General features: G+C 71.8%; 16 protein-coding genes. 10 read left to right on the plus strand and 6 right to left on the minus strand.

The window, feature by feature from the left end; all coding sequences use genetic code 11:
* Together OZN99_RS09510 and OZN99_RS09515 are read left to right on the plus strand one after the other, a co-directional pair.
* Positions 1 to 659: DUF6639 family protein (locus tag OZN99_RS09510; protein ID WP_270934972.1), on the plus strand; the 659-nt coding region annotated here is incomplete at its 5' end.
* 52 nt (positions 660 to 711) lie between these two features.
* Positions 712 to 1683 (plus strand): MBL fold metallo-hydrolase, encoded by a 972-nt coding sequence (locus tag OZN99_RS09515; protein ID WP_270934973.1) that lies wholly within the window; start codon positions 712 to 714, stop codon positions 1681 to 1683.
* Between the two features lie 34 nt (positions 1684 to 1717).
* Here the strand turns inward: OZN99_RS09515 and OZN99_RS09520 are convergent, their stop codons facing one another.
* Together OZN99_RS09520 and OZN99_RS09525 are read right to left on the minus strand one after the other, a co-directional pair.
* Positions 1718 to 3037 carry an NAD(P)/FAD-dependent oxidoreductase gene (locus tag OZN99_RS09520; protein WP_270934974.1) on the minus strand — a complete coding sequence of 440 codons (1320 nt, stop codon included), beginning with the start codon at positions 3035 to 3037 and terminating at the stop codon, positions 1718 to 1720.
* A gap of 11 nt (positions 3038 to 3048) precedes the next feature.
* Complete coding sequence (locus tag OZN99_RS09525; protein WP_270934975.1) at positions 3049 to 3993, minus strand: alpha/beta hydrolase; 945 nt, start codon at positions 3991 to 3993, stop codon at positions 3049 to 3051.
* A 97-nt stretch (positions 3994 to 4090) separates the two neighbouring features.
* Between OZN99_RS09525 and OZN99_RS09530 the strand changes: the two genes are divergently transcribed.
* Both OZN99_RS09530 and OZN99_RS09535 read left to right on the plus strand, forming a co-directional pair.
* Positions 4091 to 5377: an NAD(P)/FAD-dependent oxidoreductase gene (locus OZN99_RS09530; RefSeq protein WP_270934976.1), complete on the plus strand. Its 1287-nt coding sequence runs from the start codon at positions 4091 to 4093 to the stop codon at positions 5375 to 5377.
* Positions 5378 to 5462: 85 nt separating this feature from the next.
* Complete coding sequence (locus OZN99_RS09535) at positions 5463 to 6446, plus strand: Bug family tripartite tricarboxylate transporter substrate binding protein (protein WP_270934977.1); 984 nt, start codon at positions 5463 to 5465, stop codon at positions 6444 to 6446.
* Between the two features lie 10 nt (positions 6447 to 6456).
* On the opposite strand, the gene OZN99_RS09540 is transcribed toward OZN99_RS09535, so the two are convergent.
* Positions 6457 to 8028 carry a hydantoinase B/oxoprolinase family protein gene (locus tag OZN99_RS09540; RefSeq protein WP_270934978.1) on the minus strand — a complete coding sequence of 524 codons (1572 nt, stop codon included), beginning with the start codon at positions 8026 to 8028 and terminating at the stop codon, positions 6457 to 6459.
* Positions 8028 to 10088 carry a hydantoinase/oxoprolinase family protein gene (locus OZN99_RS09545; RefSeq protein WP_270934979.1) on the minus strand — a complete coding sequence of 687 codons (2061 nt, stop codon included), beginning with the start codon at positions 10086 to 10088 and terminating at the stop codon, positions 8028 to 8030. The genes OZN99_RS09540 and OZN99_RS09545 overlap by 1 nt, the downstream gene beginning before the upstream one ends.
* A gap of 337 nt (positions 10089 to 10425) precedes the next feature.
* Here OZN99_RS09545 and OZN99_RS09550 point away from each other — a divergent pair, with 337 nt between their 5' ends.
* Genes OZN99_RS09550 through OZN99_RS09575 form a run of 6 tightly spaced genes read left to right on the plus strand, consistent with a single transcriptional unit; the run spans position 10426 to position 17110 of the window.
* Positions 10426 to 11322 (plus strand): ABC transporter permease, encoded by an 897-nt coding sequence (locus OZN99_RS09550; RefSeq protein WP_270934980.1) that lies wholly within the window; start codon positions 10426 to 10428, stop codon positions 11320 to 11322.
* 6 nt (positions 11323 to 11328) lie between these two features.
* Positions 11329 to 12132, plus strand: coding sequence for an ABC transporter permease (locus OZN99_RS09555; RefSeq protein WP_270934981.1), 804 nt, complete (start codon positions 11329 to 11331; stop codon positions 12130 to 12132).
* Between the two features lie 40 nt (positions 12133 to 12172).
* Complete coding sequence (locus OZN99_RS09560) at positions 12173 to 13303, plus strand: extracellular solute-binding protein (RefSeq protein ID WP_270934982.1); 1131 nt, start codon at positions 12173 to 12175, stop codon at positions 13301 to 13303.
* A gap of 11 nt (positions 13304 to 13314) precedes the next feature.
* Positions 13315 to 14409 (plus strand): isopenicillin N synthase family dioxygenase, encoded by a 1095-nt coding sequence (locus OZN99_RS09565; RefSeq protein ID WP_270934983.1) that lies wholly within the window; start codon positions 13315 to 13317, stop codon positions 14407 to 14409.
* A 9-nt stretch (positions 14410 to 14418) separates the two neighbouring features.
* Positions 14419 to 15960, plus strand: coding sequence for an amidohydrolase family protein (locus tag OZN99_RS09570; RefSeq protein ID WP_270934984.1), 1542 nt, complete (start codon positions 14419 to 14421; stop codon positions 15958 to 15960).
* Positions 15961 to 15985: 25 nt separating this feature from the next.
* On the plus strand, positions 15986 to 17110 hold the full coding sequence (locus tag OZN99_RS09575; protein ID WP_270934985.1) for an ABC transporter ATP-binding protein: 1125 nt from the start codon (positions 15986 to 15988) through the stop codon (positions 17108 to 17110).
* On the opposite strand, the gene OZN99_RS09580 is transcribed toward OZN99_RS09575, so the two are convergent.
* Together OZN99_RS09580 and OZN99_RS09585 are read right to left on the minus strand one after the other, a co-directional pair.
* Entirely contained in the window at positions 17111 to 17884 is a 774-nt protein-coding gene (locus OZN99_RS09580; protein ID WP_270934986.1) for a class II aldolase/adducin family protein, read from the minus strand.
* 67 nt (positions 17885 to 17951) lie between these two features.
* Positions 17952 to 18583, minus strand: a 632-nt coding sequence (locus OZN99_RS09585) for an SDR family oxidoreductase (protein WP_270934987.1), incomplete at its 5' end; no start/stop codon positions are given.

Raw genomic sequence — 18583 nt, forward strand, 5'->3', positions numbered from 1 at the left:
CGCCGGCGCGCGCGCAGCCGCCGGTGACGGAGACGCCCTGCGGCACGCCGCTGCTGCGCGTCACCTGGGCGCACGCGGTGGACCGCGACCATGCCTGCGAGGCGTGGCGGCGCGTGGCGGCGTTCCTGCTGGACGGGCACGGGCTGCGCGTCGCGGCGCCGGTCGCGCTGGCCTTCGCCGAGCGGGTGGAGATCGAGCTGGGCCCGGAGCGGCTGCGGGTGCTGGGCTACAACGACCGCGCGGCGCGCGTGGTGCGCATCACCTCCATGACGGCGTCCTGGCTGCGTGACCCGGACCGGCTGATGTTCCGCCAGCCCGTGGATGCGGAGCTGCATGTCAGCCTGGTGGTGCACGAGCTGACGCATGCGATCCTGAAGGACAACTACGGCGGCGGGGTGCAGCCCAGCCTCGTCTGCGACGAGTACCTGGCCTACGCGACGCAGCTTGCCACCATGGATCCGGCAACGCGGGCGCGCGTGCTGGCCGGCTACCCCGAGGGCGACTTCGCCTCGCTGGAGGAGATCACGCAGGTCTGCCTGATGATGACGCCGCACGAATTCGGCGTGCGCACCTGGCGGCATTTCGAGCGCGTCGGGCCACGCACGATGTTCGAGGCGATCCTGTCCGGCCGCTTCCGCGTGGAGGAATACCCCTGGTGAGGCCGGGCGCGGCGCGTTACATCGCAGCCATCTTCCGGCCATGAGGGAAGCCATGCCCGCCCGTCGTTCCCTGTTCCTCGCTGCCGGTGCTGCGGCAGCCGCCGCCGCCCTGCCCGCGCAGGCCGCCGCGCCGCGGGCCGGCACGCGCAACCCGGGGTTCCACCGCACCATGGTCGGCGATGTGGAAGTGACCGTGCTGCTGGACGGTGCGATGGGCGGCGGGGGCGAGGCGGGCATCCCACGCTTCCTACCCGACAGCACGCCGGAGGAACTGCGCATCCTGCGGGAGCGCGCCTGGTGGATGGACAACGGCCTGCACCAGCCGGTCGGCGCCTATGTGCTGAACACCGGGCGGCAGCTGGTGATGGTGGATTGCGGCGGGCATTCCAGCTTCATCCCGACCACCGGCAACACGCTGGCCGCGCTGCGGGCCAGCGGCTACCAGCCGGAGCAGGTGGACGTGGTGCTGCTGACGCATATCCACCCGGAGCACGCGCTGGGCCTCAGCTACGACGGCACGACGCGGAACTTCCCGAATGCGGAGGTGGTGGTCAGCGCCGTGGACCACGCCTTCTGGACCGACCCGGCGCAGGAAAGCCGCGTGCCCCAGGGCCAGCGCTTCATCGAGGCCGGGCGCCGCGCCATCCGTCCCTATGCGGACCGCATCCGCACCTTCGCGATGGACCGCGAGGTGGAGGTGCTGCCCGGCATCTTCAGCGTGCCGGCGCCGGGGCACACGCCCGGCCATGTCAGCTTCCGCTTCACCAGCCAGAACCAGTCCATGCTGATCTGGGGCGACATCGCCCACCAGACGGTGATCCAGCTGGCCCGCCCGCGCTGGCGCGTCGGCGTGGACGTGGACCAGGCGATGGGCGTCGAAAGCCGCGTGCGCCACCTGGAGATGCTGTCCAGCGAGCGCATCCTGGTTGGCGGCGTGCATGTGCCCTGGCCGGGGTTCGGCCGCGTGGTGCGCGACGGCGAGGGCAGCTTCGCCTGGGTGCAGCGGCCCTTCCAGTTCGGCTGAGGGCGCCGGGGCGGCGACGCGTCCGCCGCGCGGGTCAGGCCACGCGGCGGTCCAGCCAGTCGCGGAAGCGGTACCAGCTGCCGATCGCCGGCAGGAACCAGGGATGGCCGGTGTAGAAGGGGCGAGTCGGGAAGTCCCGCCCGTCGAAGGCGGTCACGCGGTTGCCGCCGCCCAGGATCTTCTTTCCGACCTGCGCGCCCAGGTAGGACAGCATCGCGACGCCCGAACCGTTGCAGCCCATGGCGTAGTGCAAGCCCTTCTGCGTGACGCCGATATGCGGCAGGAAGTCGAAGGTGAAGGCGGTGTTGCCGGTCCAGGCATGGGTGACGCGCACGCCTTTCAGCTGCGGCCAACGCTCCAGCATCATCCGGTGCAGCGCCGGCGCCGAGACCTGCGGCGTCACCTGCGTGAATCGCGCGCGGCCGCCGAACAGCACGCGCGTCCCGTCCGGCGACATGCGGTAGTAGCACAGCACCCGCCGCGTGTCGGACAGGGTGCGTCCCTTCGGGATGAGGCTGCGCGCCAGGTCGGGATCGAGCGGTTCCGTGGCGATGATATGCGAGGCCAGCGGGATGACGCGGCGCCTGAGGTCGGGCGTCAGGCCGCCGGTGTAGCCGTTGGTGGCGATCACCACCTCCGTCGCGGCGATGGTGCCGCGCGAGGTCTCGACCGACCAGCCGGCGCCGTCGCGGCTGAGCCTGCCGGCGCGCGTACGGCCGACCAGCACGGCGCCATGCCGCTGCGCCGCCGCCATCAGGCCGCGATGGTAGAGGCCGGGATGCAGCTTGCCGCTGCGCGCGATACGCATGCCGCCGCGGTAGTAGTCGGAGGCGATCTCCTCACGCTGGCGCTCGCGGGGGACCATCTCGGCGCCGGTGCCGGCCTCGGCGTTCAGCGTCTCCAGCTTCGAGGCGAGGCTCGCATAGTGCTGCGGGGTGTAGGCGCCGACGAAGCGGCCGCTGCGCTCCCAGTGGCAGTCGATGCCCTCGCGGGCGATCACCGTCTCCACATGGGTGAAGCTTTCCGCCGCGTCGCCGAGCATCGCGCGCACCACCGGATCGACGCCGCCATCGGTGCGCGCGCCGGACAGGCCCTTGCCCAGGTTGATCCCGCCGGAGACGGCGCCGCCGTTGCGGGTGGAGGCGCCGAAGCCGAAATCCTCGGCTTCCAGCACCACGGGCTTCGCGCCGCCACGCGCCAGCTCGATGGCGCAGTTCAGCGCGGTATGGCCGCCGCCGACGATCACCACGTCGGCTCGCGCGGGCAGCTCGGCCGGCGGGTTCTCGCCGATCGGGATGGCCTCCCACCAGTACGGGCGGGCCTTGAAGTCCGGGTGGAAGACGGCGCTGTCCATGGCGCGGGGCCTCAGCCGGCGCCGTGCAGCTGCGCGCGCAGGAAGGCGCAGAGCGCGTCATGCTCGGCGCGCGCGGCAGCCCCGGTCAGGCGCGCGCGCAGGAAGCCGTGCAGCATCCGCTTCGCCTCGCGATAGGTCACGTTGCCGCCGGCCTGCGCGATCTTCGCGGCGTAGAGTCGGCCGTCGTCGCGGATCGGGTCGCATTCCGCGCTGTGCACGAAGGTGGGCGGCAGGCCGGAGAAATCCGTCGCACAGGCCGGCGAGGCGTAGGGATCGCGGCGGTGCTTCGCGCCCGAGCAGTAGGTGTCGGTGTACATCACCATGCGCGGCGTCGTCAGGCTGGGTCCGTCCTTGTACTCGGCGTAGGAGGGCAGCGTCGCCTCCTCGCCGGTGCAGGGATAGACCATGGCGCAGGCGCGGAGCGCAGGCCCGCCGCGGTCGCGCGCGGCGAGCGCCAGGGCGGCGGCCAGGTTGCCACCCGCGCTCTCGCCCGAGACGGCGAGGCGCGCGGGATCGCCGCCGATCTCCGCCGCGTGCCGGGAGAGCCAGTGCAGCACGCCGAAGCAGTCGTCGAAGGCGGCGGGATAGGGATGCTCCGGCGTCAGCCGGTAGTCCACGCTGACCACGACGGCGTTGACCTCGAGGCACAGGCCCCAGGCGGAGGTGTCGGAGCTGTCCAGGTCGCCGAGCATGAAGCCGCCGCCATGCATGTAGACGATGCAGGGCAGCGGTGCCGTCGCGCCGGGCGGGTGGTAGATGCGCACCGGCACGTTGTGGCCCGGCGTGGGGATGGTTCGGTCCTGGGTCGCGATCTCGCGCGGGCGCGGCGCGGCGAGTGCCTGGGCGTAGAGCGTCCAGGCGCGGCGCATCTCCGCCGGCGTCGTCGCGGGCGGCATGCCCTTCCGCGCCTCGAGCAGCGGCTGCATGTCGGGGTGGAAGAAGCTGTCCGGTTTCATGCGCTGCCGCCCCTTGCCCGTCGTCGCAACGCGGCAACGCTAGGCCGCAGGGCGGGGGGCGACAAGGCGCGCGGCCCGCGCCATCCTGCGCGCCGCGATGGCCGAAACCCCTGCCCTGCCGCCGAGCCTCTATGCCGACACCGCGCCGCCGGCGCCGCCCACGCCGCCGCTGCAGGGCGATCACAGCTGCGCGGTGGCGGTGGTGGGCGCGGGCTATACCGGCCTCTCCGCCGCGCTGCACTTGGCCGAGCAGGGCGTGGACGTCACCGTGCTGGAGGCCGCCGAGCCGGGCTGGGGCGCCTCGGGCCGCAATGGCGGGCAGATCAATCCGGGGCTGAAGGACGACCCGGATGCGGTGGAGGCGCGCTTCGGGCGCGCGCTCGGCGGCCGCATGGTGGCGATGGGCTATGCCGCGCCGGACCTGGTGTTCGACCTGGTCGCGCGGCACGGCATCGCCTGCGCAGCGCAGCGTTCCGGTACCATCCGCGCCGCCTATGCCGCGCGTGACGTGCCGGCGATCCGCGCCAGCTTCGAGCAATGCGCGCGCCGCGACATGCCGGTAGAACTGCTGGAGGGCGATGCGCTGCGCGCGGCGACGGGCAGCGCGCGCTACGTCTGCGCGATGCTGGACCGGCGTGGCGGCCAGCTGGAACCGCTGGCCTATGCGCGCGGCCTGGCTGCGGCGGCGCTACGCGCGGGCGCGCGCATCCATGGCGGCACGCGCGTCACGCGACTGGTGCGCGACAGCGATGCCTGGCGGCTGGACACGCCGCGCGGCGCCGTGCGTGCGCGGCAGGTGATCCTGGCGACGAACGGCTACACGGACGACCTCTGGCCCGGGCTGCGGCAGAGCATCGTGCCGGTGTTCAGCGCCATCACGGCGTCGGAGCCGATGCCGGAGACGCTGGCGCGTGCAGTGCTGCCGATGCGCTCCTCGCTCTACGAGGTCGGGCGCATCACGGTCTATGTGCGGGTGGACGGGGCCAACCGCCTGCTGATCGGCGGCCGCAGCGTGCAGCGGGAGGTCGCGCGGGCGGAGGAGCTGCGCTACCTCAGCGACTACGCCGCGCGGCTCTGGCCCGAGACTGCCGGACTGCGCTGGACGCATGGTTGGGCCGGGCGGATCGCGATCACCACCGACCATTATCCGCATCTGCACGAACCCGCGCCGGGACTGCTCGCCGCGCTGGGCTACAACGGGCGCGGCGTGGCGATGGCCACGATGATGGGGCGGCAGCTCGCGCGGCGCGTGCAGGGCGCGGCGGTGGCGGAGCTCGACATGCCCGTCACGCCGATCGCCCCCATCCCGCTGCACCGCTTCTGGCGCGTGGGGGTGGAGGCGCGCATCGCCTGGGGCCGCGTGCAGGACCGCTTCGGCTTCTGACGCGCGCGGCCTTCGCTTGCCATCGCCGGCGCTGCATCGCCATACTTCCGCGCCGCTGCCCGCGCGCTGGGTGAGGAGGGAAAGCATGCCCGCACGACGTCGCCTCGTCGCGTCCCTGTTCGGCGCCGCCGCGCTGCTGGCCGCCGGCCTAGCGGCGCCGGCCGCGGCGCAGGAGTATCCGCAGCGGCCGGTGCGCGTGCTGGTCTCCTTCCCCGCGGGCGGCACCACGGACATCCTGGCGCGGCTGGTCTCGGAACAGCTGGCGCGTCGGCTCGGCCAGCCCTTCGTGGTGGAAAACCGGCCCGGCGCGGGCACGGTGATCGCGGGCGCGGCGCTGGCCCGCGCGCCGGCGGATGGCTACACGCTGCTGGTGACGACCGGCACCACCACCTCCTTCATGCCGCTGCTGCATTCGAACCCCGGCTACACGCCGGAGCAGATCACCGGCGTGGCGATGCTCGGCTGCTCGCCGCTGGCGCTGGACGTGCCGGCCAACTCGCCCTTCCGGTCTGTGCGGGAGCTGGTGGAGTTCGGCAAGGCGAACCCCAACCGGCTGAACGCGGCGACGCAGGGGGCGGGCGCGATCTCCCACCTCTCGGCGGAGCTTCTGCGCTCCGTCACGGGCATGAGCTTCACGGCCGTGCACTTCACCGGCAGCGCACCCGGCCTGAACGCGACGGTGGCGGGCCAGGTTGATTTCTACTTCGACGGCGTCTCCACCTCCGCGCCGCTGATCCAGGCCGGCCGCATCCGCGGCCTGGCGGTGACCAGCGAGCGACGGATGCCGAACCTGCCCGATGTGCCGACCATGGCGGAGCTGGGCTTCCCGGCGGTGACCGCCTGCGCCTGGTACGGTTTCCTGGCGCCGGCCGGCACGCCGGCCCCGATCGTCGCGCTGCTGAACCGCGAGATCAACGCCATCATCCAGACGCCGGAGCTGCGCGAGCGGCTGACGCGGGACGGCGCCGAACCCACGCCGATGAGCGTGGAGGAGATGAACCGCTTCATGGCGCAGGACCGCGAGAAGTGGCGGGGCGTGATCGTGCCGCTGAACATCCGGATGGATTGACAGGTCTGCGTCAGGCGGCTGGTGCACCCCAGCCGCCGCCGCCGCAGGTCTCCACCACGACCACGTCGCCCTTGCGCGTCATCAGCGTGTTCTGCGCGCCGAGTTCGATGACCTGCCCGTCGCGCAGGATGCGGAAGGCGCTGAGGCTGCCGGGGCCGCCGCCCTGCACGCCCCAGGGCGGATGCTCGCAGCGGTCGCCGTTGCTGCAGAACAGCACGTCGTCGCGCAGGATCTCGTAGACCTTGCGGATGCCCATGCCGCCACGGTGCCGCCCCGCGCCGCCTGAGCCGGTGACCAGGCCGTAGCTGCGCACCCGCGCGAAGTCGAGATCGACCTCCATCACCTCGACCGGGGTGTTGCCGGTGTTGGAGAGCGGCTGCGCGACGCCGTCGCAGCCATCGGCGTGCATGGATGCGCCGAGTCCGCCGGCCAGCACCTCGTGGTACACGTGATACTTCTCCGGCGTGCGGCGGCTGAAGGCGACGGAGGTGGTCGCCTCGTGCCCGGCGGCCGCCACCTGCTCCGGCAGGGCGTCGGCGAAGGCGCGGCGCAGCGCGCTGTAGATCCGGTAGCAGGTGGACATGCGGGACCGTACGGCGGCGGGATAGACGGGGTCGCAGACCGATCCCTTGCGGGTGATCACGCGGATCGGGCGGTAGCTGCCGTCGTTCACCGGCGCGCCCTGCGCCATGATGGAGACGAAGAAGGTGTAGACCGCCGACCAGGTGGAGGCGATCGGCGCATTGACCGGCCCGGCGACCTGATCCGCGCACTCCGTCAGGTCCACCACCGCCTCCTCGCCCTGGATGGTGACGGTGGCGCGGATAGCGATGGGCGGGTCGCCCGGCTTCAGCGGGTCGCAGAAATCCTCGCCGCGATAGGTGCCGTCCGGCAGGCGCGCCAGGTTGGCGCGCATGAAGCGCTCCGAATAGGCCTGCAGCTCCTGCATGGCCTGGCGCACGACCGGCAGGCTGAACTTGTCCGCCATCTGCTGCAGCAGCTCCCGCCCGCGCAGGCATGCGAAGTGCTGCGCACGGTAGTCGCCGAGCACCAGGTTCGGCGCCCGCACATTCGCGCCCAGCATCTGCTCCAGCACGCCGCCATGGAAGGCGACGCTTTCCTTCAGCTTCATCGGCGGGATGATCAGGCCTTCCTGGAACAGCTCCGTCGCATTGGCATTGATGATGGCGCCGCCGCCCATGTCCACGTGGTGCGAGATGCTGCCCGCGAAGCCCGCCAGCGTGCCGCCATGGAAGATCGGCAGCAGGATGATGATGTCGTGCAGGTGCTGGCCATTGGCGTAGGGGTGGTTCGTCACATAGACCTCGTCCGGCGCGGTCGCCGCCAGGTCGAACCGCTCGCGCAGGCCGGCGACGGCCATGGACAGCGAGTTCATGTGCATCGGGATCATCACGGATTGCGCGACCACGCGGCCCTCCGGGTCCATCAGGCAGGTGGAGGTGTCCTTCGCCTCCCGCGCGATGGAGGAATAGGCCGAGAGCAGCATCACCGTGCCCATCTCGTTCGCGATGGCGTGGAACATGCTGTTCGTGGTGCTGAACATCACGGGATCGAGGGCCATCAGCGTCGCTCCCCGCTGGCTGCGTCGCGTGTCAGGTGCAGGTTGCCATGCGCGTCCACGCGCAGCCGCCAGCCCGGCGGCACGGCGGTGGCGGAGGTCGGCTCGAACACCAGGGCGGGGCCGGCGAGCTCCGTGCCGACCGGCAGGTCGAAGCGCTCATGCGTCGCCCAGTCCGCCTCCTCGTCCAGCCGCACGGCGCGCCGCGCCGGGTCCGGCATGCGGTCGGGGCGCGCGGGCTCGGGCAGGAAGCCCTCCTGCGGCACCGTCGCTTCCAGCCGGTAGCTGACGATCTCCACCTGCTGCTGGCGGAAGGCGTAGCCGTAGCGTGCGGCGTGGGCGGCATGGAAGCCGTCCGCCACCGCCTGCGTGCCGCGGTCCGCCAGCTCCGCCGGGTCGATCGGCACCGTCAGCTCGAAACCCTGGCCGAGATAGCGCGCGTCGATCATGCGGCTGAAGGCGATGGCGGCGGGATCGACGCCGAAGTTGCGGAACTCCGCCACCGCCTCCGCCGCCAGGTCGGCGAAGGCCGCCTCGATCTCGGCCGTCGTGGCCTGCGCCAGGCGGCGGCCGGGGTCGGAGCGCGTGAAGTCCAGCCGGATGTCGGAGACGGTGAGCCCGAAGGCGGAGAAGATGCCGGGGTTCGGCGGCACGACCACGCGGTCGAGGCCCATCGCCTCCGCCACGCTGGCGGCGAACAGCGCGCCGCCGCCGCCATAGGGCAGCACGGCGAAGTCGCGCGGGTCGCGGCCGCGCTGCACCGTGGTCTGGCGAATGGCCTGGGCGATGTTGACCACGGCGATCCGGAACACCGCCCTCGCCAGTTCCACCGCCTCCATGCCCAGTCGCCCGGCCAGCGGCGCCGCGGCGCGGGCGGAGAGCGCGGGATCGATCCGCATCTCGCCGCCCATGAAGCGCGCGGGGTCCATCAGGCCGAGCAGCACCAGCGCATCGGTCAGCGTGAAATCCTGCCCGCCGCGGCCGTAGCAGGCCGGGCCGGGCTGCGCGCCCGCGCTCTGCGGGCCGACGCGCAGCATGCCGCCATCGTCCAGCCAGGCGATGGAGCCGCCGCCCGCGCCGATGGTGGTGATGTCCATCATGCGGATGTTGATGGGATTGCCGTCGATCCGGTACTCGGCGAGGCCCTTGGCCACCATCTGCGGCTGCCCGCTCACGACCAGCGCGATGTCGCAGGAGGTGCCGCCGATATCCATCGTCAGCAGGTCCGGCACGCCGCAGCGCCGCGCGACGAAGGCCGCACCGGCCACGCCGGCCGCGGGGCCGGAGAGGAACATGCGCACCGGCAGCCGCGCCGCCACCGCCGCCGGCAGCACGCCGCCATTCGACTGCATGATCATCAGGTCGCGCGCGTAGCCGAGGCCGGCGAGCTCGCGCTGCATCCGCGTGACGTAGCGGCGCACCACGGGCCGCACATAGGCGTTGATGACGGTGGTGGAGGTGCGCTCGTATTCCCGGAACTCCGGCGCGATATCGGAGGAGAGGGAGACGTCGAGGTCGGGGAAGGCGGCCTCGATCAGTGCGCGCGCGCGGCGTTCATGCACCGGGTTGCGGTAGGCGTGCAGGAAGACGATGGCGAGCGAGGTGGCGCCGTGCCGCTCCACCGCCTCCCGCGCGCGGGCCAGCAGCGCCGCCTCGTCCAGCGGTGTGACCACCTCTCCGGCGGCGCCGAGGCGCTCCGGCACGCCGAGAATGCGTTCGCGCGGGATCAGCGGCGGCGGGCGGTGGTAGAACTGGTCGTAGATGCGCGTCTTCTCCTGCCGCCCGATCAGCAGCACGTCCTCGAAGCCCTCGGTGGTGAGCAGCGCGGCGCGCGCGCCCTTGCGCTCGATCAGGCTGTTCGTCGCGACGGTGGAGCCGTGCAGCACCTCCTCCACCGCGTCGAGGCGGAGGCCGGCTTTCTCCAGCAGGCGGCGGATGCCGTGCAGCGCGCCCTCGCTGGGATCGGACGGGGTCGAACTCACCTTCAGGGTGACCGGCGCGGCATCGCGGCGCAGCAGGATCAGGTCCGTGAAGGTGCCGCCGATCTCGATGCCGATCTTCATCGCTGGCGCCTTCCCTCCGATCGTGCTGCGTCATGGCGGGCCGCGCCGTTTGCATGCCAGACCAGGCCGAGGCATGCGCGGGTCCAGGCAGGCCACCAGCTGCCCGTTTCGCATTCAGTCGCTGCCGTACCGGCGCGCATCGTGACCACCCCCGCTGCAATACCGCATAGTGAAAGCATTCGGCCCCTCTTGACCACCACATGAGTGTGGCAGCGCCTCTGCCGCCATGCCTACACTGCCTCCGTGCGGTCGTGGCGGACCGCGGCGGTGCAGGAGGCGCGGGCCGGATGACGGGTGCGACGGCGGGCTTCGACCGGACGAGCCACGACGGGGGCCGATGAGCGCCTCCGCCCTCACGCCCGCGCCACCTGCGGCACGCGCGGCGCGCGTGGCAGGATGGCGGCTCGGCGTGCGGGGCTTCTACTGGCTGGCGCTGCTGCCTGCGTTGCTGCTGCTGCTCGGACTCTATGTCGCACCGCTGTTCGGCGTGCTGCTGATCAGCGTGACGGAACCGCGGCCGGGGCTCGGCAACTACGAGCTGCTGCTGACCAGCGCCTCCGTCCAGCGGGCGCTGTGGACCACGGCGCGCATCTCGCTGATGACCACCGTGGTCACGCTGCTGCTCGGCTACGTCGTGGCCTATGCGATGCGGACGGCCAGCGGGACGGCGCAGCGCTGGATGATGTTCTGGGTGCTGTTCCCGTTCTGGATCTCCGTGCTGGTGCGGTCCTTCGCCTGGATCACGCTGCTGCGCGGCGAGGGCGTGATCAACACCGCACTGCGCGGCATCGGGCTGATCGAGGAGCCGCTGCCGCTGGTGCGCAACGAGCTGGGCGTGGTGATCGGCATGGTGCACGCCATGCTGCCCTACGCGATCCTCACGCTCTATGCCAACATGCGTGGCATCGACCTGCGCCTGATGGCGGCCGCGCGGGGCCTGGGCGCCGGCCGCACCGCGGCCTTCCTGCGCGTGTTCCTGCCGCTGACGCGGCCGGGCATCCTGGGGGCGACGGTGCTGGTGTTCATCCTCTCGCTCGGCTTCTACGTCACGCCCGCGATCCTGGGCGGCGGCAAGACGCTGATGATCGCCGAATACGTCGCGCTGCAGATCAACGAGACGCTGCGCTGGGGCCTGGGCACCATGCTCGCCACCACGCTGATGATCGCGGTGCTCGGCCTGATGTGGACGCTGTCGCGCGTGCTGGACGTGAAGAAGCTGTTCGGGCCGGGATAGCGCGGGATGCACACGCTCAAGCGCTCCGGCGCAACGCTGGCCCTGGCCTGGATGGTGCTGTCCTTCCTGCTGCTGCCGGCCTTCGTGGTCTTCCCCGTCTCGCTGACGACCACGCGCTACCTTTCCCTGCCACGCGACGGCGTCTCCTTCCAGCACTGGCGCACGCTGTTCACCGACCCCGCCTGGATGTCGGGCATCTGGGAGAGCCTGGTCATCGCCACCGTCTCCACGGCGATCGCCGTGGCCGCCGGCACGCTCTGCGCCATCGGCTGCTGGCGGCTCGGCACGCGCGTGGCGGAGCAGGTCCGCGCGGCGATGATCCTGCCGCTGATGGTGCCGACCATCGTCTATGCGCTGGGCATCTACCGGCTCTATGTCGAGCTCGACCTGGTCGGCACGATGCTGGGCGTGATCCTGGCGCATGCCGTCACGGGCCTGCCCTATGTGGTGCTGACCGTAACCGCCTCGCTGTCCAACCTCGACCCGGCGCTGGAGAAGGCGGCGCGCAGCCTGGGGGCGAACGTGCCGCAGACGCTGGCGCGGGTGATCGTGCCGAACGTCCTGCCAGGCGTGCTCTCGGGCGCGATTTTCGCCTTCATCCATTCCTGGGACGAGCTGGTGATCGTGATCTTCATCGGCGGCCGCGCGCTGTTCACCCTGCCGCGGCTGATGTGGGACGGCATCAACGAGAACCTGGACCCGGCCATCGCGGCCGTCGCCTCCGCGCTGATCCTCTTCACGCTGGTCGTGCTGCTTGTCGAGCTCGGCCTGCGCGCGCGGCGGGAGCGGCGCGACGGCGGCGCGGCCTGACCGGGACAGGCATGAACGGGAGACAGCAGAGGGACATGCGATGACCGACCGGCCGAGCTACGACGAGCAGCGCCACCTGGACGCGATCGAGCATTTCCGGGACCGGACGGAGGGCCGCGCGATTGACCGCCGCGGCTTCCTGGCGATCTGCGCCGCGCTGGGCATCCCGGCGGGCGCCGCGCATCTGACGCCCGCCGCCGCGCAGGGCACGCCGCGCGAGATGGTGCTGGTGAACTGGGGCGGCGACGCGGTGCGCGGCATGCGCACCGCCTGGGTGGAGCCCTACACCCGTGCCACAGGCCGCCGCGTGGCGATCGACGGCACCGGCCCCTCCACCGGCCGCATCCGTCTGATGGTGCAGAGCGGACGCGTCACCTGGGACGTGATGGACCGCAACCTGCACACGGCGCTGGAGATCGGGCCGGAGGGCATGCTGGAGGAGATCGACTACTCCATCGTGGACCGCAGCAAGGTGCGGCCCGAACACGCCAATCGCTGGGGCGTCGGCAACTACACCTACGCGCACGTCCTCACCTACAATACGCGGCGCTGGGGCGGGCGCGTGCCGTCCACCTGGAAGGACGTGTGGGACGTGCGCGGCTTCCCGGGCCGGCGCGCCTTCCGCCGGACCATCGACGGCGCGCTGGAAGCGGCGCTGATGGCCGACGGCGTGGCGCGCGACCGCATCTATCCCATCGACATGAAGCGCGCACTGGACGGCCACCGCGCGATCAAGGCGAACACCATCTACTACAACGCCATCGCCGAAGGGCAGGCCGCCTTCCGCGACAACGAGGTGCATCTGGGCCTGCTGCTCAACACGCGGTCCTGGCCGCTGAAGCAGGACACCAACGGCGGCTGCGACTACACCTTCAACGAGGGCATCGTCTGGGTCGCCGCCTGGATGGTGCCGAAGAACCCGCCCTCCGGCCGCCAAGTGTGGGAGTTCATCCGCTCCACGCAGGAACCGGAGTCGCAGGTGACGCTGCTGCGCAGCAACGGCTACGGGCCGGTGAACCCGGCGGCGTCGGCGGGCCTGCCGCCCGACCTGGCAGCGATCGATCCGGGCCACCCGGCCAACTACGCGCGCATGCTGCCAGGTGGCGTGGAGTGGTACGCCGAGCACGCGACCAATGCGCTGCAGCAGTATCTCGACGCCATCTCGAGCTGAGGAGGAACGCCATGTCCATGCATGCCAGCGAACCGGCCACGGGCGGGCTCGCCGCCCCGCAATTCGCCCGCTGGGCGAATGCGAACGAGATTCCGGTGATCGACTTCGCGCCGCTGAAGACCGGCAAGGAAAGCGCCATCGAGGCGGTGGCGAAGGAGGTGGACGCCGCCTGCCGCGAGATCGGCTTCCTGACGGTGGTGAACCACCCCGTGCCCGTGCCGATGATCCGCGACGTCTTCGCGCAGGCGAAGCGCTTCTTCGCCCTGCCGGAGGCGGAGAAGATGAAGCTGTGGATGGGCAACTCCCGCAACTTCCGCGGCTTCCTGCCGATGGACCAGCCGGTGGACCAGCGCAACTTCGCCGGCGCCGCCGTCGCGGGCTTCCAGCAGCATCTGGCCGGCGAGAAGCTGAAGGCGCGCAAGCCCAACCGCAACGAGGCCTTCCAGATCGCCTCGGAGCTCGGCCCCGACGATCCGGCCGTGAAGGCCGGCACGCCGCTCTACGGCGCGAACCAGTGGCCGGAGAACCTGCCGGGCTTCAAGGACTCGGTGCTGGGCTACTACGAGACCATGACCGGCTTCGCCGCCTTGCTCGCCAGCCTCTTCGCACGCGGCCTGGGCCTGCAGCCCGACTACTTCGCGCAGTTCTACAGGAAGCCGCTGATCCAGCTCCGCCTGCTGCACTACCTGCCGCACGAGGCAGAGCTCGCCGCGCTGGAAGGCGGCGACAGCCGCGCGCATTGCGACGCCGGCGGCTTCACCATGCTGCAGCAGGACGACGTGGGCGGGCTGGAGATCAAGAACCGCGCGGGCGAATGGATCGTGGTGCCGCCGGTGGAGAACAGCTTCATCATCAACATCGGCGACAGCATGAAGATGTGGACCAACCACCGCTACGCCTCCACGCTGCACCGCGTGGTGAACCGCTACGGGCGCGAGCGCTTCTCGGTCGGCGTCTTCGCCAATCCGGACTACGAGACGGTGATCCGCCCGCTGCCGACCTGCGTGGACGCCGAGAACCCGCCGCGCTTCGACGAGATGAAGTCGGGCGAGGCGCTGCTGTATCTCTACAGCCGCGTCTGGCCCTCCGCCGGCCCGCGGAACTGAGGCGAAGCGATGCCGTCCTCCCTGGTCCGCGGGCGCTACGTGATCGCCCGCGTGCTCGACCGCGACACGGCCGAGATCATCGAGGACGGCGCCGTCCTGCAGCGCGACGGCACCATCGTGGAGGTCGGGCGCTTCGCGGAGCTGTCCGCGCGGCATCCCGGGGTCGAGGTGGTGGGCGATGGCCGGCACGTGGTGCTGCCGGGCTTCGTCAACGCCCACCACCATGTCGGGCTGACGCCGCTGCAGCTCGGGTCGCCGGACATGCCGCTGGAGCTGTGGTTCGGCACGCGGCTGGCCGCGCGCAGCGTGGACCTGCGGCTGGACACGCTCTACTCCGCCTTCGAGATGGTGGAGAGCGGCATCACCACCGTGCAGCACCTGCAGGGCCGCATCCCCGCGCCGGTGGACAACATCATCCGGGGCGCGACGGAGACGCTGCGCGCCTACCAGGCCATCGGCATGCGCGTCTCCTACGCCTACATGCTGCGCGACCAGAACCGGCTGGCCTATGAGGCGGACGAGGCGTTCCTCGCCCGGCTGCCGCGCGATCTGGCGGCGCAGCTCGGGCCGATGATCGCCTCCCAGGCCATCCCGCTCGAAGACAACTTCGTCCTGTTCGAGGCGCTGCGTGAGGCGTTCCGGGACGAGCCGCGCGTGGGCATCCAGCTGGCGCCGGCCAACCTGCACTGGTGCAGCGACGCGGCGCTGGAACGCGTGCGGCAGGCCTGCGCGCAGCACGGCGTGCCCTTCCACATGCATCTGCTCGAGACGCAGTATCAGAAAGCCTATGCCGAGAAGCGCGCCGGCATCGGCGCGGTGCGCCAGCTGGAGCGGGCGGGGCTGCTCGGACCGCATTGCACGCTGGGGCACGGCGTCTGGATGAGCGAGGAGGATATCGAGCTGGTGGCGCGGACGGGCACGCGGGTCTGCCACAACTGCTCCTCCAACCTGCGGCTGCGCAGCGGCGTCGCGGCGCTGAACGCGTGGGAGAAGCGCGGCGTGCGCGTGGCGATCGGCATCGACGAGGCCGGGCTGAACGACGACCGCGACATGCTGGTGGAGATGCGCATGGTGCTGCGCCAGCACCGCGTGCCCGGCATGGATGAGCGCGACGTGCCCACGCCCTGCCAGGTGCTCCGCATGGCCACCGAGCACGGCGCCGGCACCACCGCCTTCGGCGACACCATCGGCCGCCTGGGGCCGGGCTGCGCGGCGGATATGGTTCTGGTGGACTGGGACCGGCTGGCCTTCCCCTATCTCGACCGCGATGTCGGCGTGGTGGAGGCGGTGGTGCAGCGCGCCAAGGCGGAGGGCGTGGATACCGTGATGGTGCAGGGCGAGGTGATCTATGCCGGCCGCCGCTTCACCCGCATCGACAAGGAGGCCGCGCTGGCCGAGCTCGCCGCGCTGCTCGCGCGGCCGCTGACGCCGGAGGAGGAGCGGCGGCGCGAGGTCTCGCGCGGCGTGCTGCCCTATCTGCGCGACTTCTACCGCGACTACCTGCCGGACCGCCCGGCCGCCCCCTTCTATGTCACGAGTGCGCGCCAGTGACGCGCCGCCGCGCGGAGACGCACGCATGGACATGAACCTCGGTGCCGGCGCCGGCACGGCGGACCAGGCCGCGGAGACCGGCCTGGTCGTGGACCGCGTCGTGAAGCACTACGGGCGCGTGGAGGTACTGCACGACGTCTCGCTCGGCATCGAGCCCGGCCGCTTCGTCACGCTGCTCGGCCCGAGCGGGTCGGGCAAGAGCACGCTGCTGATGTGCATCGCCGGCTTCGAGGAGGTGGGCGCCGGCGACATCCGCCTGGATGGCCGATCGCTGCGCGGCCTGCCGCCGGAGAAGCGCGACTTCGGCATGGTGTTCCAGGGCTATGCGCTGTTCCCGCACCTGACCGTGGCGGAGAACATCGCCTTCCCGCTCCGCATCCGCGGCGTCGGCCGGGCGGAGCGCGAATCGCGCGTGCGCGCCGCGCTGTCCATGGTGCGGATGGACGGGCTGGCGGACCGGCTGCCGCGGCAGATCTCCGGCGGGCAGCAGCAGCGCGTCGCGCTGGCCCGCGCCATCGTGTTCGAGCCGCGCGTGCTGCTGCTGGACGAGCCGCTCTCCGCACTGGACCGCGGGCTGCGGGCGGAGATGCAGGAGGAGCTGAAGCGCCTGCATGGCGAGCTGGCGCTGTCCTTCATCTACGTCACCCACGACCAGGAGGAGGCGCTGTTCCTCTCCGACAAGGTGGCGATCCTGAATTTCGGGCGCATCCAGCAGGTGGGCGACCCGGCGACGCTGTATTCCCGGCCGGTCAACCGCTTCGTCGCCGGCTTCCTGGGCCGCAGCAACCTGATCGAGCTCTCGGGCCGCGTCATCTCCGGCGTGTTCATCGCCGATCCCGCCGGCTCGCCCTTCGCCGTGCCGCCGCGGCTGGAGGCGCCGGGACGCGACGACGGCCCGTGCCGGCTGACCGCCTGCCACCGTCCGGAACGCGCACAGCTGGCCGCGCCCGGCGAGGGCGAGGGCCTGGCGCTGGACGGCGAGATCGCCCAGGTCGCCTATCACGGCACGACGCTGGAGGTCGCGCTGCGCCTGGCCGATGGCAGCGCCTTCCACGTCTCCCTGCTGAACCGCGGCGTGCTGCCGCAGCGGGGCGAACGGGCGCGCGTGCTGCTCGACCCCGGCAGCCTGGTGCCGCTGGCCGACGGCTGATCAGCTGCGCCAGTCGGTCCCCTGCCCCTCGATCAGCCGCAGCGCGCTGCCCCAGGCCCATTCGTTGTGCGCGATGGAGGCGGGTCGGTTGGACTGGGCCGCGGTCTTCAGGCGGACGCTCTCCGGCGGGAATTCCAGCTCCGCCCCGCCGGACTGCGCCGCGATCTGCGCCTGGCAGGCGCGTTCCAGGTAGTAGATCTGGATGAAGGCCTCCGCGATGGTCGCGCCGCCGACCAGCAGGCCGTGGTTGCGCAGGATCATCGCCTTGTGCGGGCCGAGATCCGCCACCAGCCGCTCCCTCTCGTCCAGGTCGAGCGCCACGCCCTCGTAGCCGTGGTAGGCCAGCCGGCCGTAGAAGCGCAGCGCGTGCTGGCTGATCGGCAGCAGCCCCGCCTTCTGCGCGCTGACGGCGATGCCGGCGGCGGTGTGGGTGTGCACCACGCAGTGCAGGTCCTCCCGCGCGCCGTGGATCGCGGAGTGGATGGTGAAGCCCGCCTGGTTCACGCGCTTTCCCGAATCCCGCGGGTCCACGATGTTGCCCGCCAGGTCCACCTTCACGAGGTCGGAGGCGCGCATCTCGTGGAACAGCACGCCGTATTCATTGATGAGGAAATGGTGCTCCGGCCCCGGCACGCGCGCACTGATGTGCGTGTAGATGAAGTCCGTCATGCGGAAATGCGCGACGAGGCGGTACAGCGCGGCCAGGTCGCAGCGGACCTTCCACTCGGCCTCGTCGATCCCCGTGTCGTTGGCGGGCTGCACCAGGGCGCTCATCGGCGGGGATCCTCGCTGTCCGGCGCCGAGGCTAGCCGAGGGCCGGCAGGAGCCGCAACACGCCGGCTCACTCCGCGTAGATCATCTTCCGCGTCATGCCGCCGTCGCTGACGAATTCGGCGCCGGTGACGAAGCCGCTCTCCGGCCCGACCAGCCAGGCGACCAGGGCGGCGATGTCCTCCGGCCGGCCGACGCGGCCCGCCGGATGCTGGGCGTGGTCCTCGGGGCGCAGCGCCTCGCCCTTCACGTCGATCCAGCCGGGGCTGACGCAGTTCACGCGCACCTCGGGCCCGAGGCTGACGGCCAGCGCATGCGTCAGCGCCAGCAGCGCGCCCTTGGAGGCCGCGTAGCTTTCGGTGTCCGGCTCGGACTGGTGCGCGCGGGTGGAGGCGACGGTCACCACCGCGCCGCGCGCGGCGCGCAGCATCGCTTCCGCCTCCCGCACCAGCAGGAAGGTGGCGGTGACGTTGGTGCCGAGCACCGCGGACCAGTCGGCCAGCGTCAGCTCGCGGAGCGGCTTGCGGATCATGAAGCCGGCATTGGAGACCAGCGCGTCCAGCCGGCCTTCCCGCTCCGCGATGCCGGCGACCAGGGCGCGCACCGCCGCCTCGTCGGCGACGTCGGCAGCCACGTGGCGCGCCGCCAGGCCGGGCGGCGGCGCGGCGCGGTCAGCCACCACCACGCGCCAGCCCTCGCCCG

The sequence above is a fragment of the Falsiroseomonas oryzae genome (genome assembly GCF_027856955.1).
In the GTDB taxonomy this organism is placed as follows: Bacteria; Pseudomonadota; Alphaproteobacteria; order Acetobacterales; family Acetobacteraceae; genus Falsiroseomonas; species Falsiroseomonas oryzae.